A 25,002-nucleotide genomic window follows, 5' to 3' on the forward strand; every position below is an offset into this window, starting at 1 on the left:
GCTAAGACTCACGCCGCGGTTTGCCACCGACAATGTCTTTGACCACATAGCGCGGCCGGTGCTTGGCCTCTATGTAAATCCGGCCGATGTACTCCCCCAGAATGCCGATCCCGATCAGTTGCACGCCGCCGAGAAACAGAATGGCGGTCATCAGCGAGGGGTAACCGGGAACGCTGTTGCCGTTGAGAATCTTGTCCAGCACCATGTACACCGCATACAGCACGGCGAAGATCGAGATCCCGCCACCGACATAGGTCCACAAGCGCAACGGCACGGTGCTGAATGACGTCACGCCTTCCAGCGCCAGGTTCCACAGTTTCCAGACGTTGAATTTGCTTTTCCCCGCAACGCGCCGGGCTCGTTCGTACTCCACCACGACAGTGTTGAACCCGGCCCAGGACAACACGCCTTTCATGAACAATTGATGCTCGGGCAGGGTTCGGATCACATCGACCACCTTGCGATCCATCAGGCGGAAGTCCCCGACGTTTTCTTCGATCCGGGTATAGGAAATGCGATTCAACAGGTGGTAGAACAACGAGGCGCTGTGGCGTTTCAGATAGCTGTCGGCATGACGGTCCTTGCGTTTCGCCAGCACCACATCCGCACCGTTGCGCCATTGCTCGATCAGCCGCGGGATCACGCTGATCGGGTCCTGCAGGTCGACATCCATCGGAATCACCGCGTCGCCGGTGGCGTACTCCAGACCGGCAAACAGCGCCGGCTCCTTGCCGAAGTTGCGGGAAAAATTGATCAGCATGACCTGATCGTCCGCTTGCGCCAGGGCCGTGGCGCGCTCTGCCGTAAGGTCTGTGCTGCCGTCGTTGATGAAGACGATTTCCACGTCGCCATCGTCGAGTTTCAGCTCACGCCGCACGGCCTGATAAAACACATCGATTGCCTGTTCTTCGTTGAACACCGGAACGATGAGCGAGATTTTCATGAATTACGCTCGCGAAAGACCACGTACTTGGAAAACAGGAAACCCAATACCAGGCTCAACGCCGAAAACAACGCCACGGTCAGCAAACCGTGCAACCGCCACAAGTCACCGGCATGGCCGACGCCATAGCTCAACGCCCCCATCGCCGCCATGAACAACAGATAGCCTCCGACCGACGCCTTGCTGTCAAAGGTGTAGAGCGCATTCATGTAGAAGGAAAACGAGGCGGCAACGCAAAACGCCGCCAGATTGCTGACAGCCTGTCGCAGGCCTGCTGCGACGCTCAGCAGGAAAAAGATCTGCCAGTGAATAAGGGTGTTGGCAACCCCGATCACCGTGTAACTGGAAAAGCCCCTCCACAACCGTCTCATACTGACAATCCTGTGCTGGACGACGTTGTACTTCCCCATAAATATTTGAGCTCGTCTACTGTCAGAAATCGCAGGTAGGAGCACCTTTCAGACCAGCGGTTAAACGCCCCATCAACATCCCGTAATACCCCGCCTTTGCAATTGCCGGCGAATCGGGCCACCCTGCGCGCCGCCGATGTGCGGGCGGGCAACCTTGTACGCCATCGGCTACTCCTTTGTTCAACACCTGTTTACGAGCATGCCGTCATGACGATAGCGCGCGATCACCGGATCGATTTTTTTCGCGGCCTGGCACTGATCTTCATTTTCTGGGATCACGTGCCCCACAACCCTTTGGGCCAGATCACCCTGCGCAACTTCGGCTTCAGCGATGCCGCCGAAGTCTTCGTGTTTCTGGCCGGCTATGCGGCCGTGCTGGCCTACGGCAAAGTGCTGGCCCGCGAAGGCTTTCTGATCGCCTGCGTGAAAATCCTGCGGCGTGCCTGGGTACTCTATGTGGTGCACATTTTCCTGCTGGCGATGCTGATGGGCATCGTGTTCTTCGCCAACAGCCATGTGGAAACCCGCGACCTGGTAGAGGAAATGGGCATGCACCACTTCATCAGCGACCCTCAGCAGGCGTTGATCGATGAATTGCTCCTGCGCTTCAAGCCGAACCTGATGGACCCGCTGCCGCTGTACATCGTGCTACTGGCCGGATTGCCGCTGGTGTTGCCGATGCTGGTGCGCAAGGCCTGGATGGTGGTCGCGATGTCGCTGGCGGTGTACCTGATGGTGCCGTTGTTTGGCTGGAACCTGGCCGCGATCAAGGATGGCGTGTGGTACTTCAACCCGGTCGCCTGGCAACTGTTGTTTGTGTTGGGCGGTGCCGCCGCGATTCATGCCCAGCGCCCACGCCTGCCTGACACCCGACCGTTGCGGCGCCAGCCGCTGTTCATGACCGCGGCGGTATACGTGGTCGTTGCCGGGGTGTTGACCGTTGCGTGGCGATGGCCGCACATACACGACGCGCTGATGCCGGCCAGCCTGAGCAATCTGCTGTACCCGATCAGCAAGACCAACCTTTCGCCCGTGCGCCTGCTGCACTTCCTGGCGCTGGCCTACGTCACGGCGAAACTGCTGCCCGATACCGGCTGGACGCAAAACTGGCTGGCACAGCAAAGCTGTCGCATGGGTCGCTTCTCATTGGAGATTTTCTGCCTGGGCGTGCTGCTGGCGCCGCTGGCGGACATGCTCAATGCTCTGACCGACGACGCTTTTTCCATGCAGATCTTTACTGCGTTGGCAGGCGCCGGATTGATGGCGTTGCTGGGGGGGTGGCTGGAGTTCAACAAACGGTTGAATCGATCACCGCAAACCGCACCCGCTTGATCCAAAAAGCCCCAGCCAACAATTGACTGGGGCTTTTGCATTCTGTGGCCACAGATGAACCCACATATATAGGTAGCCCACCTCCCCCCTCCATCCTGCCAGCCCGGAACAAAGTGGATCCACGATGATCGGGCCTTCACATTTTTTTCACCATCGCCAACCACCGACTAAGCTTCAGACAAGTCCGATCAATCTGCGTGAATGGATCAGTCGACTATGGGCGCTTTATGGCAAACCGATTCGAGTAAAACCGTGGTTCCGACTGAACGAGTGGATGAAGAAGCGCCTTTACCTGAAAAACCCCGCCGTAACCGACACGGCTGGAAGGCTTTCTGGTTGTTGCTGCTGATTATTGCGGTCGTCGTGGGTCTGGCGGCGTCCAAGGAGATGCGCACCTCCCGATTTCAGGCCCAGGAGGTCAGCAAGTTTGCCAAGACCCTGAGTTATGAACTCAAGCCCGGTCCCAGCGATGCGATTCACTACCCGGGCGCCGGGCCGTTCGATCTGCGCCTGGGCTACAGCTCCCTGGGCGAGTTCCTGCCGCGCTTGCTCAAGCGTGATTACGTGATTTCCGCCCAGACCCGCTTTTCCCCGGCGCTGATGAACTACACCGACAAGGGCTTGTTCGTGCCCTATGCGGAAAAGATCCAGGCCGGGTTGTCGATCACCGATTGCAAGGCAGCACCGCTGTACCAGTTCAATTACCCGCAACAGCTCTATTCCAGTTTCGAGGCGATTCCGCCGGTGGTGGTCAACAGCTTGCTGTTCATCGAAAACCGCTTCCTGCTCGACCCTCGCCAGCCCCTGGCCAACCCGGCCGTGGACTGGCCGCGGTTCGGCATGGCGGCCTATACCCAGGTTGCCAAGATGTTGCACCTGCCCGGCCAGTCTGCGGGTGGCAGCACCCTGGCGACGCAGCTTGAGAAGTACCGGCACTCGCCCGATGGCTTGACAGCGTCGGGTGGGGAGAAAATCCGCCAGATGATTTCCGCCAGCGTGCGCGCCTATCAGGATGGCCCGGAGACGCTCAAGGCCCGGCAGAATGTGGTGCGCGATTACCTCAACAGCGTGCCGCTGTCGGCAGTGCCGGGCCACGGCGAAGTGCACGGCATGGCCGAAGGCTTGCGCGTCTGGTACGGCGCCGACTTCAACCAGGCCAATGAACGTTTGGCCAGCAACGCGACGGATCCAGAGAGCCTCGCGGAAAAAGGCCTGGCCTTGCGCGAAATGTTGTCGTTGATGATTGCCCAGCGCCGCCCTTCTCATTACCTGACCAAGGGTCGTGAAGAACTGGCCAGTCTTACCGACAGCCATATCCGCCTGCTGGCGCAGAACGGTGTGATCGATAAGCCTTTCGCCGATGCGGCACTGGCCAGCAAGGTCACGTATCGAGACTGGTTGACCCAGCCGACCATTCAACCGATCGAAACCAACAAGGGCATCAGCGTGGCACGCAGTCGCCTGGCCGGGTTGCTCAACCGTCCGCTATACGACCTCGACCGCCTCGACCTCTCGGCCACCAGCACCCTGCAAGGTGACCTGCAAACCCAGGCCACCGCCTACCTCAAACGTCTGGCCGATCCGGCTTATGCGACTGAGATCGGCCTGATGGGCGAGCGCTTGCTGACCCCCACCAGCACCGCCCAGGTGCGTTACAGCTTCACGCTCTTCGAGTTGACCCCGGACGGTTCGCGGGTGCGGGTACAGACCGACAGCACCGATCAGCCGTTCGACATCAACGAAGGCAGCAAGCTGGAACTGGGCTCCACGGCGAAAATGCGCGTACTCACCACCTACCTGCAAATCATCGCCGAAATCCACGACAAATATGCTGCCATGACCGTCCCGGAATTGAAGAAAGTCGAGGTACCGGAGCAGGATCGCCTGAGCCGCTGGGTCGTCGACTACCTGATCCAGAACAAGGACCGCAGTTTGCCGCCCCTGCTCAGCGCCGCGCTGGATCGCAAGTACTCCGCCAGCCCCGGCGAAGCGTTTTTCACTGGCGGTGGTCTGCACACGTTCAATAACTTCCGCAAGGAAGACAACGGCCGCCTGCCGACCCTGCGCGATGCCATTCGGGAGTCGATCAACCTGCCGTTCATTCGCCTGATGCGTGACCTGGTACGCTACACCACCTATTCCGGTCCCAACAGCAGTGCCGAACTGCTCAAGGACGACCGCGATCCCCGGCGTCAGGAATACCTGGCCTCGTTCGCCGACCGCGAGGGCACTTCGTTCCTGCTGAAGTTCTGGAAGAAGTACAAAAACAAGGACACCCAGGCGCGGCTCGAAACCTTCCTCGACGCCATGCGCCCGACCCCGATCCGCATGGCCGCGGTGCACCGTTACTTGCTGCCGCAAGCCAGTCAGCAAAGCTTCAATACCTTCGTACGCTCGCACCTCACGGGGGCCAAGCTCACCGAAAAACTCACCGACGAACGCCTTGAACGGCTCTATCTGGCCTATGGCCCCGGCACCTACGACCTGCCGGACCAGGGCTTCATCGCCAAGGTACACCCGCTGGACCTGTGGATGATGGGCTACTTGCTCAACCACCCGGATGCCACGTTCAAGGACATCGTCAAGGCCAGCCGGTTTGAGCGCCAGGAAGTCTACAGCTGGCTTTTCAAGAGCCGGCACAAGGGCGCCCGCGACAACCGCATCCGCACCATGCTGGAGATCGAGGCGTTCCTTGACATTCATCAGCGCTGGCAGAAAGTCGGCTATCCGTTCGACCATCTGGTGCCATCGCTGGCCACCGCCATCGGCAGTTCCGGCGACCGCCCCGCCGCCCTCGCCGAGCTCATCGGCACCATTCTCAACGACGGCGTGCGCATGCCTACGTTGCGTATCGACAGCCTGCACTTCGCGGCCAACACGCCGTATGAAACCAAACTGATCAATGACCCGGATGTCGGCAAACGGGTCATGCCGTCCGAGGTCGCCACAGCCCTGCGCGAGGCCCTTTCCCAGGTGGTGGATGCCGGTACCGCCAGGCGGGTGGCCGGGACTTTCATTACGCCAGATGGCAAAACCCTGGCCATGGGCGGCAAGACCGGTACCGGCGATAACCGTATCGAAGCGATCGGCTCCGGTGGACGGATCCTGAGTTCGAAGTCGATCAACCGCACCGCGACCTTCGTGTTCTATATCGGCGATACCCACTTCGGCACGCTCACCGCCTTTGTACCGGGGCGCAGCGCCGAGAGCTTCACCTTCACCTCGGCACTGCCCGTGCAAGTACTCAAGGGCATGGCGCCGATTCTCAATCCCTATCTGCAACCGGGCACCCATACGCAATGCCTGCCGGTTGAAATGGTGCGCCGGTAAGGGCGCTGTCCGAAGAGACAGCGCCATAGGGTTATTCAGGTCGTCCGTGGGTATATATAGTTATAACTTTCATTCAAAATTAAAACTATCGCACCCTCCAATCACTTAATCATCGATCAGGAATTCAGACTTTCATTTAAAGTTCGACGAGATAGGCTTTTATCTTCTTAACACGAAAGATAACTTCCAATGTCGAATTTCAATCCACACACCCCCAAACTTCCTGCCACCCACGCCCCATTCAAAGGCCGTCATTACGACCACATAAAAACAACCGTCAGCAAAGACCTGACAACAACATCACTGCATCGAGCCTACGCGCTCGGCGCCACTGCGTTAAAAACAGAAAGCTGGTACAAAGACAGTGATCAAGACGCACTGAAGGCCACCAACCTGCGAGCCTGGAAAGCACAGAACGAAGCGGACACGTTATTCGCAAAAGTTAAAGATGTTTACGCTTTCGCCGAACCCTTGCTCAAAGCCAAACTGCAAGAAGCCTACGGTGTGGAAGTGGATGTAAAGTCTACCTATCTGCGCCTTTACTTCCCCAAGCAAACACCGTGGCATGTGATTGATACACAATTGGGCTACGCCATTCGAACCGTGTCGTTGCTCGATGCAGCGCTGCATAACTTCGCCACTTCGGAAACATTTACCACGGACTCCGAGTTCATTAGTAAACCCGATGCCAATGGCCACTTCGATATCGTTCCCGTCAAAACAAAGATGTCCATCGAACAGTTCAAGCATCTGTGCCGGGAACTGGACATCGGTGGCCAATACAACCGATACCTCACAGCCTTTCTACTGACCAAGGAGCCTGTCGCCCAAGCGCTGCTCGAGTTCAGGGCGACCACCGCCCAGAAAGCGGCACTTGAAGTGGCTGCACATCTGGCCCTGAAGAAAAAAGATATCACCGCCGATGCATTCGACGTCGTACTCGGGATGATCGAAGGGCGAACGGGCCTCACGCTGGACGGCAAAGTGATGCAGTACTCCGAGCTTTCGATACTGGATGCGTCCTTGACCGGTGTCGTGTTGTTCACGGCCGTAAAAGAAAGCCGTGGCACTGACAAGTTGATCGCCTACGTTCCCCATGACCCCGAACACCCGCTGAAAGAATATGCCTCGGGGCTTGCGTTCCTGCAGGAATTGACTCGCCAACTGCGTGATAACAAAACCATCCCCTCGTCCGGGGGCAATTATTGGCAGTTCTTCAGCCAGTTCATCGATCAGCAACAACGCGGGCATTTTTTTGCTGATCTGGACCAGCGCCTGAGTGTGGTCAAGTGGCATGAAAAAGATCACCTCGATCCCGGCCCCACATGGCGAGAGACGCCCGTGGACAAACCCAGACTGGAGTTCCGGGTGACGCCCATCGGAGAAAACCTGTGGCAGCACCTCTACCAAAGCAAGGTCAACAAGATCATCAATGACGCCCAGGACCTCGCCGTGTCGACCGCCAGGACCGACCAGGCAGCACGCTGGGCCTGGTGGGACAACTTCAAGAAGATGCTCTCGGACATTTTCAACGCAGCCTTGTTGATCGCAACCCCATTCGTACCGGGGTTGGGCGAACTCATGCTGGCCTATACCGCCTATCAATTGGCCACTGAAGTCGTCGAAGGCGTCGTGGATCTGGCCGAAGGGCAATTCGTCGAACTGGCCGAGCATGTGGTGGGCGTGGTGACCGATGTCATTCAACTGGCGGCGTTCGGTGCCGGTGCGGCCATTGGCAGTGAGTTTCGCCTGAAGCTTTCACCCCTCGTCGAAGGGATGAAACCGGTGACCTTGCCCGATGGCAGGACGACGTTGTGGCACCCCGACCTCAAGCCTTACGAACAAACCGGTGTGACGCTGCCCGACACGTCGCAACCTGACACCCTCGGCCTGCATCGGCACCTTGATCAGTACATGCTCACGCTTGACGGCAAGGCGTACGCCATCGAGAAACCCGCCGCGACTGATGTGGCCGCAGTGCATCGGATCAGACACCCCAAGCGCCCGAATGCCTACTCACCGAAGCTCGAACATAATGGTCTCGGCGCCTGGGTTCATGAGGGTGAGAACCCGGGTGACTGGCAAGGTGAAACCCTGATGCGTCGCCTGGGCCACAGTGTCGAGCGATTCACCCCGGTCGAACGCGAGCAGATCCGCATCAGCAGCGGCACCGACGATAATCAATTGCGGCGGATGCATGTCGATCATGCGCCACCGCCGCCCTTGCTGGCCGACACCATCAAGCGTTTCAGCGCGCTGGACGAGGCGCGCATCGCCAGTGCCAACCTGCGTGGCGGGCGACCGCTGGCCCCCGGGTCCGTGTGGTTCGAACCGCTGCTGACCGAGCTGCCGGGCTGGCCGGCAGCAAGGGCGTTGAAGGTATATGAAGGGGCTGACTTGAGCGGTCAGTCACGCGCCTACGGCAACGCCCAAGCGACCGCGGCCAATACCCTGAACCTGGGCCTGCCTGAATTGATGTCCGGCCGGTTTGCCGAGCGCGTCATGGCTTTTTTGAGCGAGACCGAAATCAGCACCCTGCTCGATCGAGACGTACCGCCTGCCGAACGCGCCCAAGCCTTGCGCAATCAACTGGCCGATGCCGTTGACCGGCGCCGCAGCGAAATATCCCGCTTCATCTACCTGGCGGGACAACGGTCGGACAAAGCGGATGTGCAGGTGCTGAGACAGACGTTTACCGACCTGCCGCTCACGCTCGCGGAAAAAGTGTTGGCTGAGGCTACGCCGAGCGAACTGCAGCGGATAGTCGATGAAAAACGCTTGCCCCTGCGACTGAAAGCCCTGGCCCGCGAAGTGGATTTCGAAGCGCTCACCACACACGCCTATGACGGCTTTTATCACGATGCACTGCTGAGCCCCGACACCGAGAGACTGGCGCTCAATACCCTGAAATTCTTCAGCGACAGCTTCGGCGACTTGCGCATGGAAGTGCGCAGTGGCAGTCACTACGGCCCGTTGCGCTGCAGCGTCGGACCGGATGATGCCTCGACGGTGAGGCAATTGATCCGTGATGAGCGCGGCCGTTACGAAGTCCTTGATGACAACAGCCGCCCGCTACAACCTGCCGGCGACTTCTACGAAGCGATCCTGAAGGCCCTGCCGGTAGAAAAGCGCGCGCAACTGGGCTATCAAACCGGTCAGGGTCGCCTGCTTAAACTGTGGATCATGGAACAGTCCGCGCCACCGGCCGAGCGCCGCGTTGTGTTGGCGCAACCGCCGATTCGTTCGGTGGCCAGTGTTGAAACCGCCGACCTGGTGCGCACCCCGTGGTGGTTCTTTGGCACCAGGACTCCCGAGCAAAGGATCAAGGAGCTCTATCCAAAACTGAACGATCGACAAGTGACATCCTTTGTCGAGTACTTGCGCACAAAAGGTGATCCTGTCGAGGCTATCGAGCGGTTCAAGAGTGACTTCGAGCAACTGCGCAGTACCCTCCAGGCGTGGCGGAACAATCAGCCTGTCCAGTTTGATGAAAACGGGGAGCAAATCTTTGGCGTAAATGGGGTGTTCCTGCGAACCGGTGGCAGCCATATCGAGCGCCGGCTGCTCGAATGCTTCGAACGCAAGAGCAAAGTCTTCGGTGAGCGCAGCGTGCATCCGGCCGGTGGTTATGCGCTGGATCTGTCTTCCGAAACCCTGGGACCGGATCTGGAGCGTTGGTGGAAAGAGTTGCGTGAGCTGCCCGACATCAGGAAATTCCTCAACCAGATCACCACCCTGAATCTGAACAATGCGCGTTATTCCGCCCACGCCGGCGGTCTGTTGAGCGACCTGCCCAACCTTCGTCAGCTCAGCGCCCGCGACGGCAGTTTGACCCGGATTCCCCAAGTGATTGGCGAACTGCATCAGCTCAGGGTCCTCGACCTCGCCGATAACAGAATCGTCCTGGCGCCCGACTCCCGTGAACTCTTGGGTCGCCTCACCCGCCTGGAAGTACTGAGGCTGGACGGCAATCCACTGCGCCATCCTCCGGATGTCAGCGGCATGCCCGGGTTGAAAGTGCTTCGTCTGGCCAATACCGGCATCGAGGACTGGCCACCTGGCCTGTTCACGGATGGGGCTGACGTACAGAGCCGCCCGCGCCACTTCTTGCTCGACATGCGCCGATGCCCGATCAATAGTTTGCCGCAGGTTGCATCAGGCTCGGATCAGGCGTTCGTGCTGGCGCGCTCGCGTTTCAGTACAACGCGCCTGTCCGACACCGATCGAACACGTTTTGGTGACTATCGCGAGTCCGTGGGTTTTGCCCGCCAGCAGGCGTACGTCGGGGCGGTTGAAGATGAATTGACCCATTGGAAAATATCCCCGTCCGATACTTCACTTTTCAGTCCCTCGGGAAGTTACCAGCCCCACAGGGAGGAGTCCTGGCACGATGTGTCGGCGGAACCCGGCTCCAGCGATTTTTTCAAAGTCATTCGCCGGCAGCGGGACAGCCAGGACTACCAGAACCATCGGTCGCGCAGACAACTCACCCAGCGGGTCTGGCAAATGGTAGAGGCCATGGCGGTGGACAGCGATTTGCGCGAGGAATTGTTCAAGCAGGCCGGCGAGCCCCAGACCTGTGCCGATGCCGGGTCGCAACTGTTCAACCACATGGGAATGAAAGTACTGGTGTCTCAGGCCTACATAGAGTCGACGTCCGCCCTCCAGCTTGAAAACAACCTGGTCAAACTGGCCCGCAGCGCCGCTCGTCTGGACAGGGTGGGTGACATCGCCAGAGCCGAGATCAGCCACCAGCAACAGCAGCATCTGATCAATCCGGCAGGCAACAACGCACCGGATGATGTGGAAGTGCACATGGCCTACGAAACCGGCCTGGCAAAAAGGCTGGACCTGCCCTGGAGGTCCGAGGACATGCTGTCTGAAACCCGTTCCGGCGTCGATCAGGCCAAAATCGAAACGGCGTGCAAAACCATTCTCGAACGCGAGCGCGGCGACGGACTGGTCAACGGGATGATCGATTTGTTCGAGCATCCGTTCTGGGAGGAATACCTGCGCAAGACTTACCCGGAACAGTTCGAGACGAACGATCGTCTTTATGCAACCAAACACGCGCAGCTCGAAACGCTGCGTGAGACTCAAAAGGAATGGGCTGTGCACCAGGATCGGGAACAGACGAACCTGATATTCAAGAGACTGGAAGATCTGGCCAAGGCGCTGAACATTCCGGAGGAAGACGTGTTCACCGGCGAAGAAATGACCCCGTGGTTTTACAAACGGCAGATAACCGACATGGCCTATGCGCGCAACTGGCTGGCCAGGGAACTGACCCACGCGGCGCTGACAAGGGCCGGGCTTTGAATCCTGGTTCGCTGACCTGACACTGGGTGCAGGTTGCCTGCGCCCTGATGATGAAAGGTGACATCACATCGTCGCAGCCATCGACCGGCCGGTACCCCCTGGCCGGTTTCACAATGCCCCCTCAGACGTCCGAATCCCAGATCACCGTGATATCCCCTTTGAGCGTGTCGTTGATACCGGGGCGTAATACGTAGGCGATAGCGTCCGCCGGCATCTCGAATCGCAGGTTGCCCCCTTTGCGGTCCACAAAATGACCCGGCTGGAATGGGCCGACCCATTCGTTGTTTTTCAGCACCAGATCCTTGACCGGTGCGCCATCGGGGCCGGTGATGCCGCCGGGCAAGCTGAGTTTGGTGTACACCCAGGTCACGTTACGGAACGGCAAGGTGTCCTTGTCCCCCAGTAGCCTGCATTCGGTGCCGTGGAAACTGAATGAATCGCACTGCATCATGACCTTGAAGCGCGATGAAGCGAAAAGGTGAAACAGTTGGTCGCGGTAGATCCGGGGCGGCGGCCTGCCGCTGGCGATCCGGCCGCTGTTCGGCGTTTTGTTGACAAACACATTCTTGCTCGGCTGGGCGGGGTCCGCCTGGAACCGCGCCCGAATCTCCTGATTCGCCGCCTCGGCCAAAGGCAGGCATAGCGCCGCCAGCAAGCCCAGCCGGCCTGTCATCCTTTTCATGTTTCATCCATTTTTTCGGTGAAGTCGACGGGTATGACTTACGCGCCCGGTGCCCTGGCGTTGAACAGCAACAGGACGTTGCCGTCGTAGTCCCCGGCCTTGTACCCGCCCGACGGTTTCACCGGCTGTATCTCCAGCAATACACGGGCGCCAACGGCTGCCTCGGCCTGGGTCACCACTTCCCGTGGCCGGATATCCGGGCTCAATTCCACACCGTTGAAATTCACCCGCAGCGCGATTTCCTCGCCCGGCCGGCCGTTCGACAGGTAAGGCGCGCTGTCCAGGCGCGCTTCAATGGCACTGGTGTCATGCCGTACATCAAAGTACTTGCGCAAACCGCCCATGGTCGATGTGGGGTAGTCCCAGTTAAGTCGTTGCGGCCGGTGAATCCAGTCCGGCTCCGCGGGGATGATGTAAAACGGTCGACTGGGGATGGTCAGCGTGACCTCGAAATTCAGTTCTTCCCGGGCCGCCCAGCTCGGGACGCTCATCAGTGCGGTGAAAGCCATCAGTGTGGCCACGGCGCATTGCTTGTTCATGTTCGTTACCTACCGCGTCTATGGAGGCGACCGTTAGCGGCTCGCCACCTTCAGGTCTTTTTTGCTGTCGCCTTCGATCAGCTTGAAACGGTACTCACGGCCCTGCTCCTTGTCGAAAGCGAAGGTCTTGCCGGCCAAGACATGGTGTTTGGTGGTCGCGCCACAGTCGGTTTCCTTGGTCAATGAACAGCTTTTGAACTCATCGACCACCAGTACCGTGTTGCCGTTGTTGCGCAATTCATAGCGGCCGGCGGTTTCATTGATCACCGTGTCGTAGCGAGCGTCCTTGGGTCGCACGAAAAACACGATGCCAAAACCGGTCATCACGTTGACCCCGGCGGACAGCGTCTTTTTGTAGTCTTCGCGCTCTTCGCTGCTGACCAGAAACTCATCTTCCTTTTCCGGCACCACCGGCACGAAACGCACCCGGAAGTACCGTTCGCGGTCACGCTCGCCCATGTACAGCAAGCGAGTGCCCTGCATTCCCTTGGCCGGCACTATCAGTCGCGCCGGGCTGGCCATGACGCCATTGCGCGACGCACCATCGGCAGCGTTGGCAACCGGGATTTCCTGCGGTTTGCCATCGGCGTCATAGACGATTTCCAGCACGTTGACCTTGACGAATGCGGTGCTGTCACCGCTGTTGAATATGCGTTTAAGGTAGGTGCTTTTGTCGCCATCCAGATAGTCGTACACCGTGCCGACATTGATCTGCGGCCCGGCATGGGCCGTTACGCAAAACAAGCCGAAAACCAATACCAAAGACAGTCGTTTCATTGACTTCAACCCCATGAAAAAGAAATGGTCAGCTCCGGACGTTCAAACTTCCGAGTCCCAGATAACAGTGACGTAGCCGCTGTACGTGTCGCTCACACCCGGCTTGAGCAGAGCATCGATTCGATGTTTGGCCATCTCGAAACGCAGATTTCCCTGTTTTCGGTCCACGTAATGCCCTGGCTGGAAGGGGCCAACCCATTGTTTGTGCCGCAATTTGACATCCTTGACCCCGGCACCGCCGGGTCCCGTGATTCCAGGCGGCAAGCTCATATTCACTTCGACAGCGGTGCGTAATGCCGACGCATTTCTCAAGTTGCATTCGGTCGAGGTAAATGATTCGGCGCATTCCATCATCACTTTGAAACGCGACGAGGCGGAGATGTAGAACGGTTGATCGCGATAAATTCTGGTGGGCTTGCGACCGCTGTCGATCCACTGCCGCCAGCCGCCTTCGGGTTCAAGGAACACTTTATTCCCACCTGGCGGCAGGTCGACTTTAAGGGTGTGCTGCACATCGAGGACGAAGTCCAGGGTCAGGTTGTTGTCATCCGGCACCATCATGGTCCCCATTTGAAAATCACCGCCGGGGCCGAGATGGTAAGACAACGATCCGCCATAGAGCCCGGAGGACATGCCCAACGGATTGGGGGTGCGCAATTCATAAGCGAAATCGATGCCGTTGAAGTACATCGACGGGATCCGGTAAGCGGCCACCTTGATGCAGGGTGCCTCGACCGGCGCCTTCCAGAAGAATTTGTAGGTCGCGGGGGTGTAGGCCCCGACGCCGCTGTACTGGCAGGGGGACGGGGCATACACCCAACTGCTGCTGGTCCAGAGTTTTTGATGACCCTCGAGGATATTCGATACCCCTACCAGGTTGGCCGCCGTATCGCTGAGGAAGAAGTTGGAACCGATGCCGATGATGCGCACCTCGACGGTTTCGGTTTCCTGAGTATCCCGGTTGGTAACGGTCAGTTGCCGCCAGTTGGCCGGCACCTTCAATCCCAGGCCGTCGCCGGGCATGAGGGCGCGCGTGGAGTCGAACCGTACCGGAACGTGAATGCTGAACATGTTGTTGTCCGCGCACTCACTGGGATAATTGGCGCAATAACCACTGTTGGGCGTCTTGTTGATAAATACATTCCTGTTCGGCTGCGACGGATCCGGCTGGAACAACGCCCTGATTTCCTGATTCACCGCCTCTGCCGCCGGCATGCTCAGCGCCGCGAGCAAACCCACCCCATACGCAAATCCTTTCATGACTCAACCCGCCTTCTGATCGGTAATGGTTGCATCGGCCAGGGTGTCCGGCGTGCAACGCAGGTCCCCGATCATCAACACGTTGTTTTCGCTGCGATGCTCACTGGCGTTGAGGCGGAACTGGCACAGCAGGCGGTTATCCTGGCGCACCTCCAGGGTCGGCGAGCCGGCGTTCATTTCCATCGAGAAGAACCCGTCGACCTCCGTCACCCCGCGGCTGGCGTGGTTGATCACGTGGTGGCCCTTGAGCGGCTGCCCCTGTTCATTGACCAGGCGACCCAACACCGTCAGGGTTTTCATCACGCGGATCTTGCGGTAGTCCACCCCGCCCTTGTTCAGGTGATAGCGGGTGCGCGCCGGCTCGATGGTGGCTGCCGGCACATGATTGCCCTCGAAATCGAAACTCACCGAGCTGTTCTGGTAGGCGGTGATCGGGATGAAGTTGCGCCCCGGCTTCAACGCCGCGCTGCCGCCGCTGTAATCGTCGGCGCGCAGGGCAATGCCGTCGATGTCCGACTCGACATCGACGATCATGCCGGCGCCGCGCATCTCGTACTGGCTGGTCATGAGCATTTGCTGACCGCCCAGCACCAGAGTGCTGTCCAGGTTCAAGCCACCGGTGAAGTTGTTGTTGTAGGACGAACGCTGGATGAAACCGTCGCCATTGATCGCGTCGGTGCGAAAGTTCGCCAGGCTGGACACGCCCACGCCATAGGTGTCGGTGAGGGCGGTGACGGAGACGTTTTGCAGCACGTGATCCTTGAGGTCCTTGCGCCAACCAATGGACGCATTGTTGTCGCGGCCACCTTCACGCGCAGTACGCGAACCGATGCTGCCGGTAATCTGCTGACCTGGCGCGCCCAGGGCCACATTGATACTCAAGTCGACCCCACGGTTGCGGTCATTGCCGCTGCTGAAACTGCCCGGCCGGTCGAACAGCGACAGGCGCCAGTTGGCGTCACTGCCAAACAGCTCGGTGCGCCGGGTCCAGCCCAGGTCCACGCCGACACCTTCGACGTTGCCCTCGCTGTGGGACACCCGCGCATTGATCGAATTCTTGTTGCTCAGCCGATGGTTGACCGCCAGTGACGAGTTGCTGGTCTGGCCGATAAACACATTGCGTTGCCGCACCCGGGTGCCATCCGGCAGGGTTTCGTACAGGTCGGTGGTGTCCAGCCAGCTACGGTTGTGGCTGATCACCAGGCTGCCAGCGCCATAGTTGTAAAGGCTTTGCAGGTCCAGACCGGTGCCGTGGTCCTCGGTTTTGTAAACGTTGGCGTACAGGCTGAGGTGATTGGCCAGGGTCCAGTCGATGGACGTGCCGTATTGCAGTTTTTCGCGAATCTGCCGCGCCGACAGGCCGAGAATCACCCGCGGGTGCATCAGGTAGTTGACCGAGGCCCCGGCCGTGGGACTGCCGCTGGCCTGTTGATCCCAGTTGCTGAACAGTTTGCTTTCTTCCCCGGCGAACAGGTTGTAGCGCCAGCGTTCGTCGAGGTTGCGCCAGTTGCCGGGCTTGTACACCAGCTCCTGGGTGCTGGAGGTGATCTGCCCGTCTTCGATCAGGCGCACTTCCACTTCATAAATGCCGCCTGGCAGCGGGCGGGTGTCGAGGGTTTGCAAGCCGGCCGGTACCGACTGGGTGTTGAGCAACAGACCGTCGCGGTAAATCTCCACCGAGCCCTGGCGATTGGCCGTGACATAGATCGGATAAACGCTGGGCATCGGGCTGTTGATCGCCAGACTGTCGGAGCTGCCATACATGACGCCGACAGCAGTGTCGGGGCTGGTACCGAACGTGCGCGGTTGGCGGGTCAGCCCTTCGGAATTGGGGGTGAAATAGCCCAGGCGGAAGAAATTGCCTTGCAACTCGCGCTGGGTATAAAGCTCGTGTACCGCGTGATAAAGCTTGTCATCCGGACCGCCAAGACGGGCCATCTGCATGTTAAAGGTCTGGCTCCAGTTGCCCAGGCTGCCGCTGGCTTCAAGGCCGAAGCGCCCGCCCAGGTCCTGTTCCTGGCCGCCATTGAGATTGAGCTGGTTACGCACCATCAGGCCGCTGCTGCCGCCGACGGGTTGCTCGTAATAGCGCTTGGCCTCGAGGTCGCGCTCAGCGTTTTCGGTGAGGATCGATACCAGCGAGTTTTCCAGGTTGTAATGCACCGCCAACACCTGGTCCGGGCAGGAGCCAGTGCAAGCGCCCAGTGGCACACCGGGCTTGAGGTAACTGGCCCACTTTTCCCGTTCGGCGGGACCGTAGCGGTTTTCGCTGGTGTCGGTGAATTCCAGAAGCGTGATGCGATCGTCGCGAGACAGCACCACCATGGCTTCCCCCAGCGGCTGCTGATCCAGCTCCACCCGCACAGCCAGGGGCACATCAAAAAAATGCTCCTCGAAATCCGCCGGCAAACCTTTGGCCTGGGCCAACAGACTTCGCGGTGTCGTACCGGCGGATTCGGAAGCCGCCACGGCACTGGCACAAAACAACAGCGCAAGCGCTGCCGCGATGGGTGTCATCGGGAACATGAACTCGTACTCTGATTTCGAACAAGTTGAAGTCCGGCGGACAAGCCATGGGGATTGCCCGCCGGATAGCGCCGCTTCAATAACTAGCGTTTATTGCTGATCGTTCGATCAAGGCGCAGGGGCAACAGGAGGCACAGCGTCGAAGGTCATGGCGACCACACCGGTGTAATCACCCGGTTGGAAAGTTGTCCCTTTGGCGCTGATTTTTAGCGGAGCACGATAGTTCACATCAGACTCGGCTTCACCCACCACCAGTTGTGGCGTCAGGGTCAGTTCCTTATTGTTGAACTCGACTTTCAAATCAATAGCTTGGGAACCAGAGATCAGTTTCGGTGCACTTTCCAGACTGGCGTGAACCGAACCGTTGTTGTTGCGCACGTCGAAGAAGCCGTTGACTTCACGCATCTTGCCGGTACTCGGCTGAAAGCTCATGTCCTGGTCCTTGTTGACCAGGTCGGCGTCAGTCGGCACCACGTAGAAACCATTGGTCGGCACGTGTGCGACGAGGCTGATGGAGTGAGCCGCTTCACCGGCGGCGAAGGCCATGGAGGAGTTGAGTGCCAGAACAGCCAATGGAGCAGCGATTGCAAATTTCTTGAACATCATTCAGTACCTGTTTTCTTGAAAGGATCAGTTCATTGAAAGTGCAAACAACGCCTACCTGTTAAAGGTTTTGTTGGTTTGGACTTTCAACGCCGGGGCATGATCGACTGTTCGTTCTGGAAAGTAAGCAGGCAACTTCCGATGATCGCGTAGCTCAACTACTTCATACACGGAATGAAAAAAACACAAAAAATGAAAAAACAAAACAACACCTGTAAGTTTCACCTTACATACAGTTTTTCGATAAAAACCATACAGCGATATTAACTAGAAAATATCGGAACATGAGGTTCATTTAGTATATAAGCTCCAATTAACTAGAGTGATAGCTTTAACTTTCAGGTATTGCTGGCCGGGCATAAAAATCGGCAAGGGTTGACTCAGGATTTCGCCGTCCCGGTGACCGCCACTTGTCGCCTGATGAAACTCATTCTCAACAAAAGCCTTGCTCATCGCGTAAGATATATCTTAAGTTGTATCTAAACACGACGAGAGAACGCATCAATGAGAGACCATCATTCCCCCCACCGCGAACACGGCGACAGCCGTGACGGCTTCGAGAAACGCCACGGCCGTGAACGTGGTGGTCGAGGCCCACGAGTATTTGCTCCCGGCGATCTGAAATTACTGCTGCTGGCACTGATCGCCGAGCAGCCCTGCCATGGCTATGACCTGATCCGCCAGATCGAAGGCATGTTCGATGGCGCTTACAGTCCCAGCCCCGGCGTGATCTATCCGACCCTGACATTCCTGGAAGAAAGCGAAATGATTCTGGGTGACGCCGAAGGCGGGAAAAAACGCTACAGCGTGACTGACGCCGGTCGCCATTCGCTAAGCGAGCAGGCGATTGCTCTGGATGGCGTGCGCATGCGCATCGAGGTCAGCAAGCGCTCGTTGCGCGGTCATGACCGGCCACCCGAGATCCATGAAGCGGTGCACAACCTGCGCCATGCCTTGCAAATGCACCACGGTCGCTGGAGCCCGGAAGAAATCCGGCGGGTACGCGACCTGCTCAACAACACTGCCAAAGCCATTGTCGACGGCCCCGCCGTTGCACCTGCCCAGGAGACCGCCGAATGACCGACGTGATCGATCCATCCCAAACCATTCACCGCGTCATGCATGAAATCAAACGTCGTCGCCTGGAAGTACTGCGGGTGGTTGATCTGACGCCACGCATGCGCCGCATTACCCTGGGCGGGCCGGAACTGGCAGGCTTCGTCAGTCTCGGTACGGATGATCACGTCAAGCTGCTGTTCCCGCAAAACGCGGCGGAGCAAGCGGCGCTGGAAACCCTGGTACTCGGAGCCGGCAAGGACAACGGGCCGATGCCCGCCATGCGCGACTACACGCCTCGCCGTTACGATCTGAACACACTGCAACTGGACATCGACTTCGTGCTGCACGGTGACGGCCCTGCCTCGACTTGGGCCGAACAGGCCAAACCGGGACAGTTCCTGCACATCGGCGGCCCACGGGGTTCGATGATCGTGCCGGATATCTTCGACAGCTACCTGCTGATCGGCGACGAAACCGCCCTGCCCGCCATCGCCCGGCGTCTGGAAGGCCTGGCGGCCAATCGGCGTGCATTGGTGATCATCGAAGTGGAAAACGGCAAGGAACAGCAAGTGCTGGAGAGCGCTGCTGAGGTCAATGTGATCTGGGTACTGCGCGAAGGCGGCAAGGATCATTTGCTGACCACCGTGCGCCAGGTCAAGGTCCCGACCGGCAGTCTGTATGCCTGGGTTGCGACCGAGAGCAAAGTGTCGCGGCAGATTCGTCGGGTGTTGCTCGATGTGCATGGCCTTGACAATCAATTCGTCAAAGCGGTTGGGTATTGGCGGTTGGGTGACAGCGACGAGGAGTGACTTCCTCACTGGCCCCTTCGCGAGCAAGCCCGCTCCCACATTGGATTGGTGTACACCTTTCCCCTGTGGGAGCGGGCTTGCGCGAAGGCGATCCTGCAAGCACTACAAATCCATGCCTCTACCACCACGCCATCGATCCAATCCGATCACCACCAACGCAATCACCACAAACCCCACCAGCAACCCACCCGCATTGATAAACACCTGTGGATAACCCAGCTTATCCACATCAATGAACGGGTACGGGTAAGTCGCCAGCAAATGCCCGCGCAGCAACGCATAGCCGAAGTACACCAGCGGATAACTCAGCCACAGCGCGATATGCCGCAGCCGTAACGTCCCCTTGGGCACCCAGCACCACCAATAGACCAGAAACAGCAGCGGCATGACGTCGTGCATCAGCTCATCGGCCAGCCATTGCCAGCCTTCGGGATGCCATAGATGACGCAGCAACAGGCTGTAGGCAATGCCGACCACGGCGATGCTCACGGCAATGCCACTGCTGACCCACGGCTGTAAAAGCCAGCGCCGTGCGGCCGATTCGCGGGACGTCAGTTCACAGGTCAGAACGGTCGCCACCAGCGTATTGGTCAGGACGGTGAAGTAGCTGAAAAAGCTCACCAGCCCGCCAATCAGACTGGCCGCCAGAGTCCAGCGCGAGTAGAAAATCAGGTACAGCTGAATGCTCAATCCGGCCCAGCCAAGGGTGGCGGCCACGGCAACAAATCGACGCCGCGTGACTGACTGTTTGACCATATTCAGAGCGGGCGCTTGGTGCGCATCAACTTCACGTACAAGCGCTCGACCTTCTCCCGCGCCCACGGAGTTTTGCGCAGAAAGGTCAGGCTTGACTTGATGCTCGGGTCACTCTTGAAGCAGCGGATGTCGATGCGCTCGGCCAGCCCCGACCATTTGTAGTGTTCAACCAGGGCGTTGAGGATTTGCTCCAGGGTGACGCCGTGCAGCGGATCGTGGGTCTGTTCGGTCATGCCGGGCCTTCAGCGATGTAGGAATGGGAAGCCGCGCACCTTAGCCGAGGGCTTCGTTGGGGGGAAGCGGTCTGTTAAATGTAGGTGAACCGCGACAACTCTGTGGCAGCGAGCCTGCTCGCGAAGAAATCAATGATGCCGCTGGGCATCTGGATTCACGCGTTACCGTTCACCACCTTCGCGAGCAGGCTCGCTCCCAGAGTGGACAGCAATCACCCGCCTCACTGTTACCAAATCCGAAACGATGCATGTCATGAAAAGGCCTTTCTCTATTTGTAACAGAACATTATCCTTGCGCACGCTTTAGCTGAAACGCTTCCGCAAACGCCTTCAGTTCTGCTGTTTCCGTTCATTCCCCAGAAAAAGATCAAGAATGCCCGATTTACAAATCTCGAAAGACAGCGCTGTCTTTACGCCTGTCATTCGCCAAAAATTCCTGAGCCTCATCGGCGGATTCACCGCATTGAGCCTCGCCACTTGCGTTCAGGCCACCCCGGCTTTCGATAGCCACTCCCCCTGGATGCTCGGCGACTGGAACGGCACGCGCAACGAACTGGCGGAAAAAGGCTACGACTTCAAGGTCGATTACACCGGCGAAATGGGCAGCAATCTGCACGGTGGTTACGACCATGACCGGACGGCGCGCTACAGCGACCAGTTCGGTTTCGGCACACATCTGGATCTGCAGAAGATCCTGGGCTGGAACAACGCGGAATTTCAGCTGACCATTACCGAGCGCAGTGGCAACAACATCAGCAACGATCGCATCAACGATCCGCGGGTTGGCGGTTTCACCTCGGCCCAGGAAGTCTGGGGTCGCGGCCAGACCTGGCGGCTGACGCAGATGTGGTACCAGCAGAAGTTTTTCGACCAGAAGCTGGACATCAAGGTCGGCCGTTTCGGCGAGGGCGAAGACTTCAACAGCTTCCCCTGCGATTTCCAGAACCTGGCGTTCTGCGGCTCCCAGGTGGGTAACTGGGTCGGTGACATCTGGTACAACTGGCCGGTCAGCCAGTGGGCGATGCGGGTCAAATATCACCTGACGCCTGAGCTGTACGCGCAAATCGGCGCCTATGAGCAAAACCCATCGAACCTCGATCGCGACAACGGCTTCAAGCTCAGCGGCAGCGGCACTCAAGGTGCGATCCTGCCGGTGGAATTGGTGTGGACGCCGAAGCTCAATGGCCTGCCGGGCGAATACCGCGCCGGTTACTACTACAGCAACGCCGATGCCACCGACGTCTACAAGGATAGCAATGGCCAGCCCGCCGCCCTGAGTGGCGAGGCTTACCGCAGCGCGTCGAGCAAGCACGGTGTGTGGCTCGGCATCCAGCAGCAAATCACCAGCGTCGCCAGCGATCACAGTCGGGGTTTGAGCGTGTTCGCCAACGGCACGATGCACGACAAGAAGACCAACGCCATCGATAACTATGTCCAGGCCGGTGTCGTCTACAAAGGTCTGTTCGATGCACGCGCCAATGACGACATCGGCTTCGCTCTGGCCCGCGTCCACGTCAACCCGGCCTATCGCAAGAACGCCGAGGCGACCAATCAGGCCCACGCGGTCTTCGACTACGACGATCCGTCGTTCCTGCCGCCCCAGGACACCGAATACAGCGCCGAACTCTATTACGGCGTGCACGTCACGAACTGGCTGACCGTGCGCCCGAACCTGCAATACATCCGCCACCCCGGTGGCGTGGACCAGGTCGACGACGCGCTGATTGGCGGGATCAAGATCCAGTCGTCGTTCTAAAAATTACGCAAAAACCCCTGTAGGAGCGAGCTCGCTCGCGATGGTCGTCAACGATGACGCTGGAAACCTGATACCCCACAGTGTTCTCAGGTTTTTCGCGAGCAGAGCTCGCTCCTACACAGAGGGATGCGGCGCCCCAACAGTTTTACCTGAACCATGCCCACACAGGATCATTATCTACAGTGAACCTGCGCGGGACTCACCAAAACATCACGGAGAACCACACTATGAGCACTGAGGGTGCTTTGAGTCGAAGCCGTCTGCTGCCGAGCTTGCTCGGTGTCCTGCTTCTGCTAATGGGCCTGGCCATGCTGGCCGGCGGTATCAAGCTGAGCCTGCTCGGCGGCTCGCTGTATTACCTGCTGGCCGGTATTGGCCTGACGCTGACCGGCCTCTTGCTGATCGCCGCCCGCCGCGCTGCGCTGGGCCTGTACGCACTGGTGCTGTTCGCCAGCACCGTCTGGGCACTGTGGGAAGTCGGCCTCGACTGGTGGCAACTGGTGCCGCGTCTGGCCATGTTGTTTGCCCTCGGCATCGTCATGTTGCTGCCATGGTTCCGTCGTCCGCTGTTGCGCGCAGGCGCAGCACCGATGGGCACAGGCGCGCTGAGCGTGGCCGTGGTCATCGCCGGCGCCACAGCGCTGGCCAGCCAGTTCACCAACCCCGGTGAAATCAAGGGACAACTGGACCGCGACAGCGTCCCGGGCATGACCAACACCGCACCGGCCATGCCGGACGGCGACTGGAACTCCTACGGCCGCAGTGCTCACGGCGATCGTTACTCGCCATTGGCACAGATCACCCCGCAGAACGTGCACAAACTGGTGCCGGCCTGGACCTACCGCACGGGTGATCTGCCAGGGCCGAACGACCCGGGCGAAACCACCTCCGAAAACACCCCGCTGAAAGTCAACGGCATGCTCTACGTGTGCACGCCGCACAGCCAGGTGATTGCGCTGGACCCGGACACCGGCAAGGAAATCTGGCGTTTCGATCCGAAGCTCTCCACGCAGAACGCGGCGAACTTCAAGGGTTGGGCGCACATGACCTGCCGTGGCGTGACCTATCACGATGACGCGGTGTATGCCTCCGAACAGAGCCCGACCGGCAGCGCCAGCGCACCGGTGGCCAGCATCTGCCCGCGCCGCATCTTCCTGCCGACCGCCGACACCCGTCTGATTGCCCTCAACGCCGACACCGGCAAGATGTGCGAAGACTTCGGCGACAAGGGCCAGGTCGACCTGCGCGCCAACATCGGCGGCTTCACCGCCGGCGGCTACTACTCCACCTCGCCACCAGCGGTCACCAAGGACCTGGTGGTGATTGGCGGGCACGTTACCGATAACGTCTCCACCGACGAACCGAGCGGTGTGATCCGCGCCTTCGACGTGCACACCGGTAAACTGGTATGGAACTGGGACAGCGGCAACCCGGACGACACCACGCCGATTGCCGAAGGCAAGGTCTACACCCGCAATTCTCCGAACATGTGGTCCATGTTCGCGGTCGATGAAAAACTCGGCATGCTCTACCTACCGATGGGCAACCAGACCCCGGACCAGTTCGGTGGCGCGCGCACCCCTGAATCGGAACTGCACGCCGCCGGCCTGACCGCCCTGGACATCGCCACCGGTAAAGTGCGCTGGCACTTCCAGTTCACTCACCATGACCTGTGGGACATGGACGTCGGTGGCCAGCCAACCCTGATGGACCTGAAAACCGTCGATGGCGTGAAGCCGGCGGTACTGGCCTCCACCAAGCAAGGCAGCATCTACGTACTGGACCGCAGCACCGGCCAGGCCATCGTGCCGATCAACGAAGTGCCGGTGCCGCAAGGCGCGGTGGAAGGCGACCACACGTCGCCGACCCAGCCGAAATCCGATCTCAACCTGATGCCGCCACCGTTGCAGGAACGCGACATGTGGGGCGTGACCCCGTTCGACCAGTTGATCTGCCGGATCGACTTCAAATCCATGCGCTACGACGGTCCGTTCACCCCGCCGTCGCTGCAGGGTTCGATCGTGTACCCGGGCAACTTCGGTGTGTTCGACTGGGGCGGTATCTCGGTCGATCCGGTGCGCCAGATCGCCTTCGTGAACCCGAGCTACATGGCGTTCAAGTCGAAGATGATCCCGGCCGCCGACATCGCCGCCCAAGGCCCGCGCAAAAGCGAAACCGAAGGAGTGCAGCCGAACAAAGGCGCGCCGTACGGCGTGATCCTCGAAGCACTGCTGTCGCCAATGGGCCTGCCGTGCCAGGCGCCGGCCTGGGGCTACGTGGCCGCCATCGACCTGACCACCCAGGAAAAAATCTGGATGCACAAGAACGGCACCGTGCGCGACAGCTCGCCGGTTCCGATCCCCCTGAGCATGGGCGTGCCAAGCCTGGGCGGCACCTTCACCACCGCCGGTGGCGTCGGCTTCCTCAGCGGCACCCTCGACCAGTACCTGCGTGCCTACGACGTGAAAAACGGCAAGCAACTGTGGGAAGGCCGCCTGCCGGCCGGCGCACAAACCACACCAATGACCTACACCGGCAAGGACGGCAAGCAGTACGTGCTGGTCGTGGCTGGCGGTCACGGTTCGCTGGGCACCAAACAGGGTGACTATGTGATTGCGTACAAACTATCCGAGTAATATTTAGCGGCGGTAGAACAAAGGGCGACGCT

At 59.2% G+C, this 25,002-nt stretch carries 17 protein-coding genes; 7 read left to right on the forward strand and 10 right to left on the reverse strand.

Annotated features, from left to right (window positions below; genetic code table 11):
* Position 1: 1 nt before the first annotated feature.
* A complete protein-coding gene (locus tag FFS64_RS07010) occupies positions 2 to 943 on the reverse strand; it encodes a glycosyltransferase family 2 protein (RefSeq protein ID WP_137804755.1) in 942 nt (313 codons plus the stop codon).
* A complete protein-coding gene (locus FFS64_RS07015) occupies positions 940 to 1,314 on the reverse strand; it encodes a GtrA family protein (protein WP_137804756.1) in 375 nt (124 codons plus the stop codon). The genes FFS64_RS07010 and FFS64_RS07015 overlap by 4 nt, the downstream gene beginning before the upstream one ends.
* A 246-nt stretch (positions 1,315 to 1,560) precedes the next feature.
* Between FFS64_RS07015 and FFS64_RS07020 the strand changes: the two genes are divergently transcribed.
* The 3 genes from FFS64_RS07020 to FFS64_RS07030 all read left to right on the forward strand — a co-directional run bounded on the left by FFS64_RS07020 (position 1,561) and on the right by FFS64_RS07030 (position 11,334).
* Positions 1,561 to 2,685 carry an OpgC family protein gene (locus FFS64_RS07020; protein WP_137804757.1) on the forward strand — a complete coding sequence of 375 codons (1,125 nt, stop codon included), beginning with the start codon at positions 1,561 to 1,563 and terminating at the stop codon, positions 2,683 to 2,685.
* 216 nt (positions 2,686 to 2,901) lie between these two features.
* The gene (locus FFS64_RS07025) at positions 2,902 to 6,015 is read left to right on the forward strand and encodes a transglycosylase domain-containing protein (protein ID WP_137804758.1); all 3,114 of its coding nucleotides are present in this window, start codon (positions 2,902 to 2,904) and stop codon (positions 6,013 to 6,015) included.
* Between the two features lie 189 nt (positions 6,016 to 6,204).
* Entirely contained in the window at positions 6,205 to 11,334 is a 5,130-nt protein-coding gene (locus FFS64_RS07030) for an NEL-type E3 ubiquitin ligase domain-containing protein (protein ID WP_137804759.1), read from the forward strand.
* A gap of 121 nt (positions 11,335 to 11,455) precedes the next feature.
* Here FFS64_RS07030 and FFS64_RS07035 read toward each other — a convergent pair whose 3' ends face one another.
* The 6 genes from FFS64_RS07035 to FFS64_RS07060 all read right to left on the reverse strand — a co-directional run bounded on the left by FFS64_RS07035 (position 11,456) and on the right by FFS64_RS07060 (position 17,724).
* Positions 11,456 to 12,016 (reverse strand): hypothetical protein, encoded by a 561-nt coding sequence (locus FFS64_RS07035; RefSeq protein WP_137804760.1) that lies wholly within the window; start codon positions 12,014 to 12,016, stop codon positions 11,456 to 11,458.
* A gap of 38 nt (positions 12,017 to 12,054) precedes the next feature.
* Positions 12,055 to 12,555: a CS1 type fimbrial major subunit gene (locus FFS64_RS07040; RefSeq protein ID WP_137804761.1), complete on the reverse strand. Its 501-nt coding sequence runs from the start codon at positions 12,553 to 12,555 to the stop codon at positions 12,055 to 12,057.
* 33 nt (positions 12,556 to 12,588) lie between these two features.
* On the reverse strand, positions 12,589 to 13,332 hold the full coding sequence (locus tag FFS64_RS07045; RefSeq protein ID WP_137804762.1) for a molecular chaperone: 744 nt from the start codon (positions 13,330 to 13,332) through the stop codon (positions 12,589 to 12,591).
* A gap of 42 nt (positions 13,333 to 13,374) precedes the next feature.
* Entirely contained in the window at positions 13,375 to 14,592 is a 1,218-nt protein-coding gene (locus FFS64_RS07050; protein WP_137804763.1) for a hypothetical protein, read from the reverse strand.
* A 3-nt stretch (positions 14,593 to 14,595) separates the two neighbouring features.
* Complete coding sequence (locus FFS64_RS07055; protein ID WP_137804764.1) at positions 14,596 to 17,118, reverse strand: CS1-pili formation C-terminal domain-containing protein; 2,523 nt, start codon at positions 17,116 to 17,118, stop codon at positions 14,596 to 14,598.
* 108 nt (positions 17,119 to 17,226) lie between these two features.
* A complete protein-coding gene (locus FFS64_RS07060; protein WP_256660416.1) occupies positions 17,227 to 17,724 on the reverse strand; it encodes a CS1 type fimbrial major subunit in 498 nt (165 codons plus the stop codon).
* A gap of 501 nt (positions 17,725 to 18,225) precedes the next feature.
* Between FFS64_RS07060 and FFS64_RS07065 the strand changes: the two genes are divergently transcribed.
* Positions 18,226 to 18,801 (forward strand): PadR family transcriptional regulator, encoded by a 576-nt coding sequence (locus tag FFS64_RS07065; RefSeq protein WP_137804766.1) that lies wholly within the window; start codon positions 18,226 to 18,228, stop codon positions 18,799 to 18,801.
* On the forward strand, positions 18,798 to 19,589 hold the full coding sequence (locus FFS64_RS07070; protein ID WP_137804767.1) for a siderophore-interacting protein: 792 nt from the start codon (positions 18,798 to 18,800) through the stop codon (positions 19,587 to 19,589). The genes FFS64_RS07065 and FFS64_RS07070 overlap by 4 nt, the downstream gene beginning before the upstream one ends.
* Positions 19,590 to 19,691: 102 nt before the next feature.
* Here FFS64_RS07070 and FFS64_RS07080 read toward each other — a convergent pair whose 3' ends face one another.
* Together FFS64_RS07080 and FFS64_RS07085 are read right to left on the reverse strand one after the other, a co-directional pair.
* Positions 19,692 to 20,345 (reverse strand): Pr6Pr family membrane protein, encoded by a 654-nt coding sequence (locus FFS64_RS07080; RefSeq protein WP_137804769.1) that lies wholly within the window; start codon positions 20,343 to 20,345, stop codon positions 19,692 to 19,694.
* A 2-nt stretch (positions 20,346 to 20,347) separates the two neighbouring features.
* On the reverse strand, positions 20,348 to 20,578 hold the full coding sequence (locus FFS64_RS07085; RefSeq protein WP_137804770.1) for a VF530 family DNA-binding protein: 231 nt from the start codon (positions 20,576 to 20,578) through the stop codon (positions 20,348 to 20,350).
* Positions 20,579 to 20,951: 373 nt separating this feature from the next.
* Here FFS64_RS07085 and FFS64_RS07090 point away from each other — a divergent pair, with 373 nt between their 5' ends.
* Together FFS64_RS07090 and FFS64_RS07100 are read left to right on the forward strand one after the other, a co-directional pair.
* Positions 20,952 to 22,334 carry a carbohydrate porin gene (locus FFS64_RS07090; protein ID WP_137804771.1) on the forward strand — a complete coding sequence of 461 codons (1,383 nt, stop codon included), beginning with the start codon at positions 20,952 to 20,954 and terminating at the stop codon, positions 22,332 to 22,334.
* Positions 22,335 to 22,561: 227 nt separating this feature from the next.
* A complete protein-coding gene (locus tag FFS64_RS07100) occupies positions 22,562 to 24,970 on the forward strand; it encodes a glucose/quinate/shikimate family membrane-bound PQQ-dependent dehydrogenase (protein ID WP_137804773.1) in 2,409 nt (802 codons plus the stop codon).
* Positions 24,971 to 25,002: the final 32 nt, after the last annotated feature.

The sequence above is a fragment of the Pseudomonas sp. G(2018) genome, from assembly GCF_005502415.1.
Taxonomy (GTDB): Bacteria; Pseudomonadota; Gammaproteobacteria; order Pseudomonadales; family Pseudomonadaceae; genus Aquipseudomonas.

Excerpts from the sequence above, each read along its gene's own strand:
- FFS64_RS07055 (WP_137804764.1), bottom strand. The coding sequence starts at position 17,118 with ATGTTCCCGATGACACCCATCGCGGCAGCGCTTGCGCTGTTGTTTTGT.
- FFS64_RS07040 (WP_137804761.1), bottom strand. The coding sequence starts at position 12,555 with ATGAACAAGCAATGCGCCGTGGCCACACTGATGGCTTTCACCGCACTG.
- FFS64_RS07025 (WP_137804758.1), top strand. The coding sequence starts at position 2,902 with ATGGGCGCTTTATGGCAAACCGATTCGAGTAAAACCGTGGTTCCGACT.
- FFS64_RS07080 (WP_137804769.1), bottom strand. The coding sequence starts at position 20,345 with ATGGTCAAACAGTCAGTCACGCGGCGTCGATTTGTTGCCGTGGCCGCC.
- FFS64_RS07065 (WP_137804766.1), top strand. The coding sequence starts at position 18,226 with ATGAGAGACCATCATTCCCCCCACCGCGAACACGGCGACAGCCGTGAC.
- FFS64_RS07050 (WP_137804763.1), bottom strand. The coding sequence starts at position 14,592 with ATGAAAGGATTTGCGTATGGGGTGGGTTTGCTCGCGGCGCTGAGCATG.
- FFS64_RS07060 (WP_256660416.1), bottom strand. The coding sequence starts at position 17,724 with ATGATGTTCAAGAAATTTGCAATCGCTGCTCCATTGGCTGTTCTGGCA.
- FFS64_RS07020 (WP_137804757.1), top strand. The coding sequence starts at position 1,561 with ATGACGATAGCGCGCGATCACCGGATCGATTTTTTTCGCGGCCTGGCA.
- FFS64_RS07035 (WP_137804760.1), bottom strand. The coding sequence starts at position 12,016 with ATGAAAAGGATGACAGGCCGGCTGGGCTTGCTGGCGGCGCTATGCCTG.
- FFS64_RS07015 (WP_137804756.1), bottom strand. The coding sequence starts at position 1,314 with ATGAGACGGTTGTGGAGGGGCTTTTCCAGTTACACGGTGATCGGGGTT.
- FFS64_RS07045 (WP_137804762.1), bottom strand. The coding sequence starts at position 13,332 with ATGAAACGACTGTCTTTGGTATTGGTTTTCGGCTTGTTTTGCGTAACG.
- FFS64_RS07090 (WP_137804771.1), top strand. The coding sequence starts at position 20,952 with ATGCCCGATTTACAAATCTCGAAAGACAGCGCTGTCTTTACGCCTGTC.
- FFS64_RS07100 (WP_137804773.1), top strand. The coding sequence starts at position 22,562 with ATGAGCACTGAGGGTGCTTTGAGTCGAAGCCGTCTGCTGCCGAGCTTG.
- FFS64_RS07030 (WP_137804759.1), top strand. The coding sequence starts at position 6,205 with ATGTCGAATTTCAATCCACACACCCCCAAACTTCCTGCCACCCACGCC.
- FFS64_RS07070 (WP_137804767.1), top strand. The coding sequence starts at position 18,798 with ATGACCGACGTGATCGATCCATCCCAAACCATTCACCGCGTCATGCAT.
- FFS64_RS07085 (WP_137804770.1), bottom strand. The coding sequence starts at position 20,578 with ATGACCGAACAGACCCACGATCCGCTGCACGGCGTCACCCTGGAGCAA.
- FFS64_RS07010 (WP_137804755.1), bottom strand. The coding sequence starts at position 943 with ATGAAAATCTCGCTCATCGTTCCGGTGTTCAACGAAGAACAGGCAATC.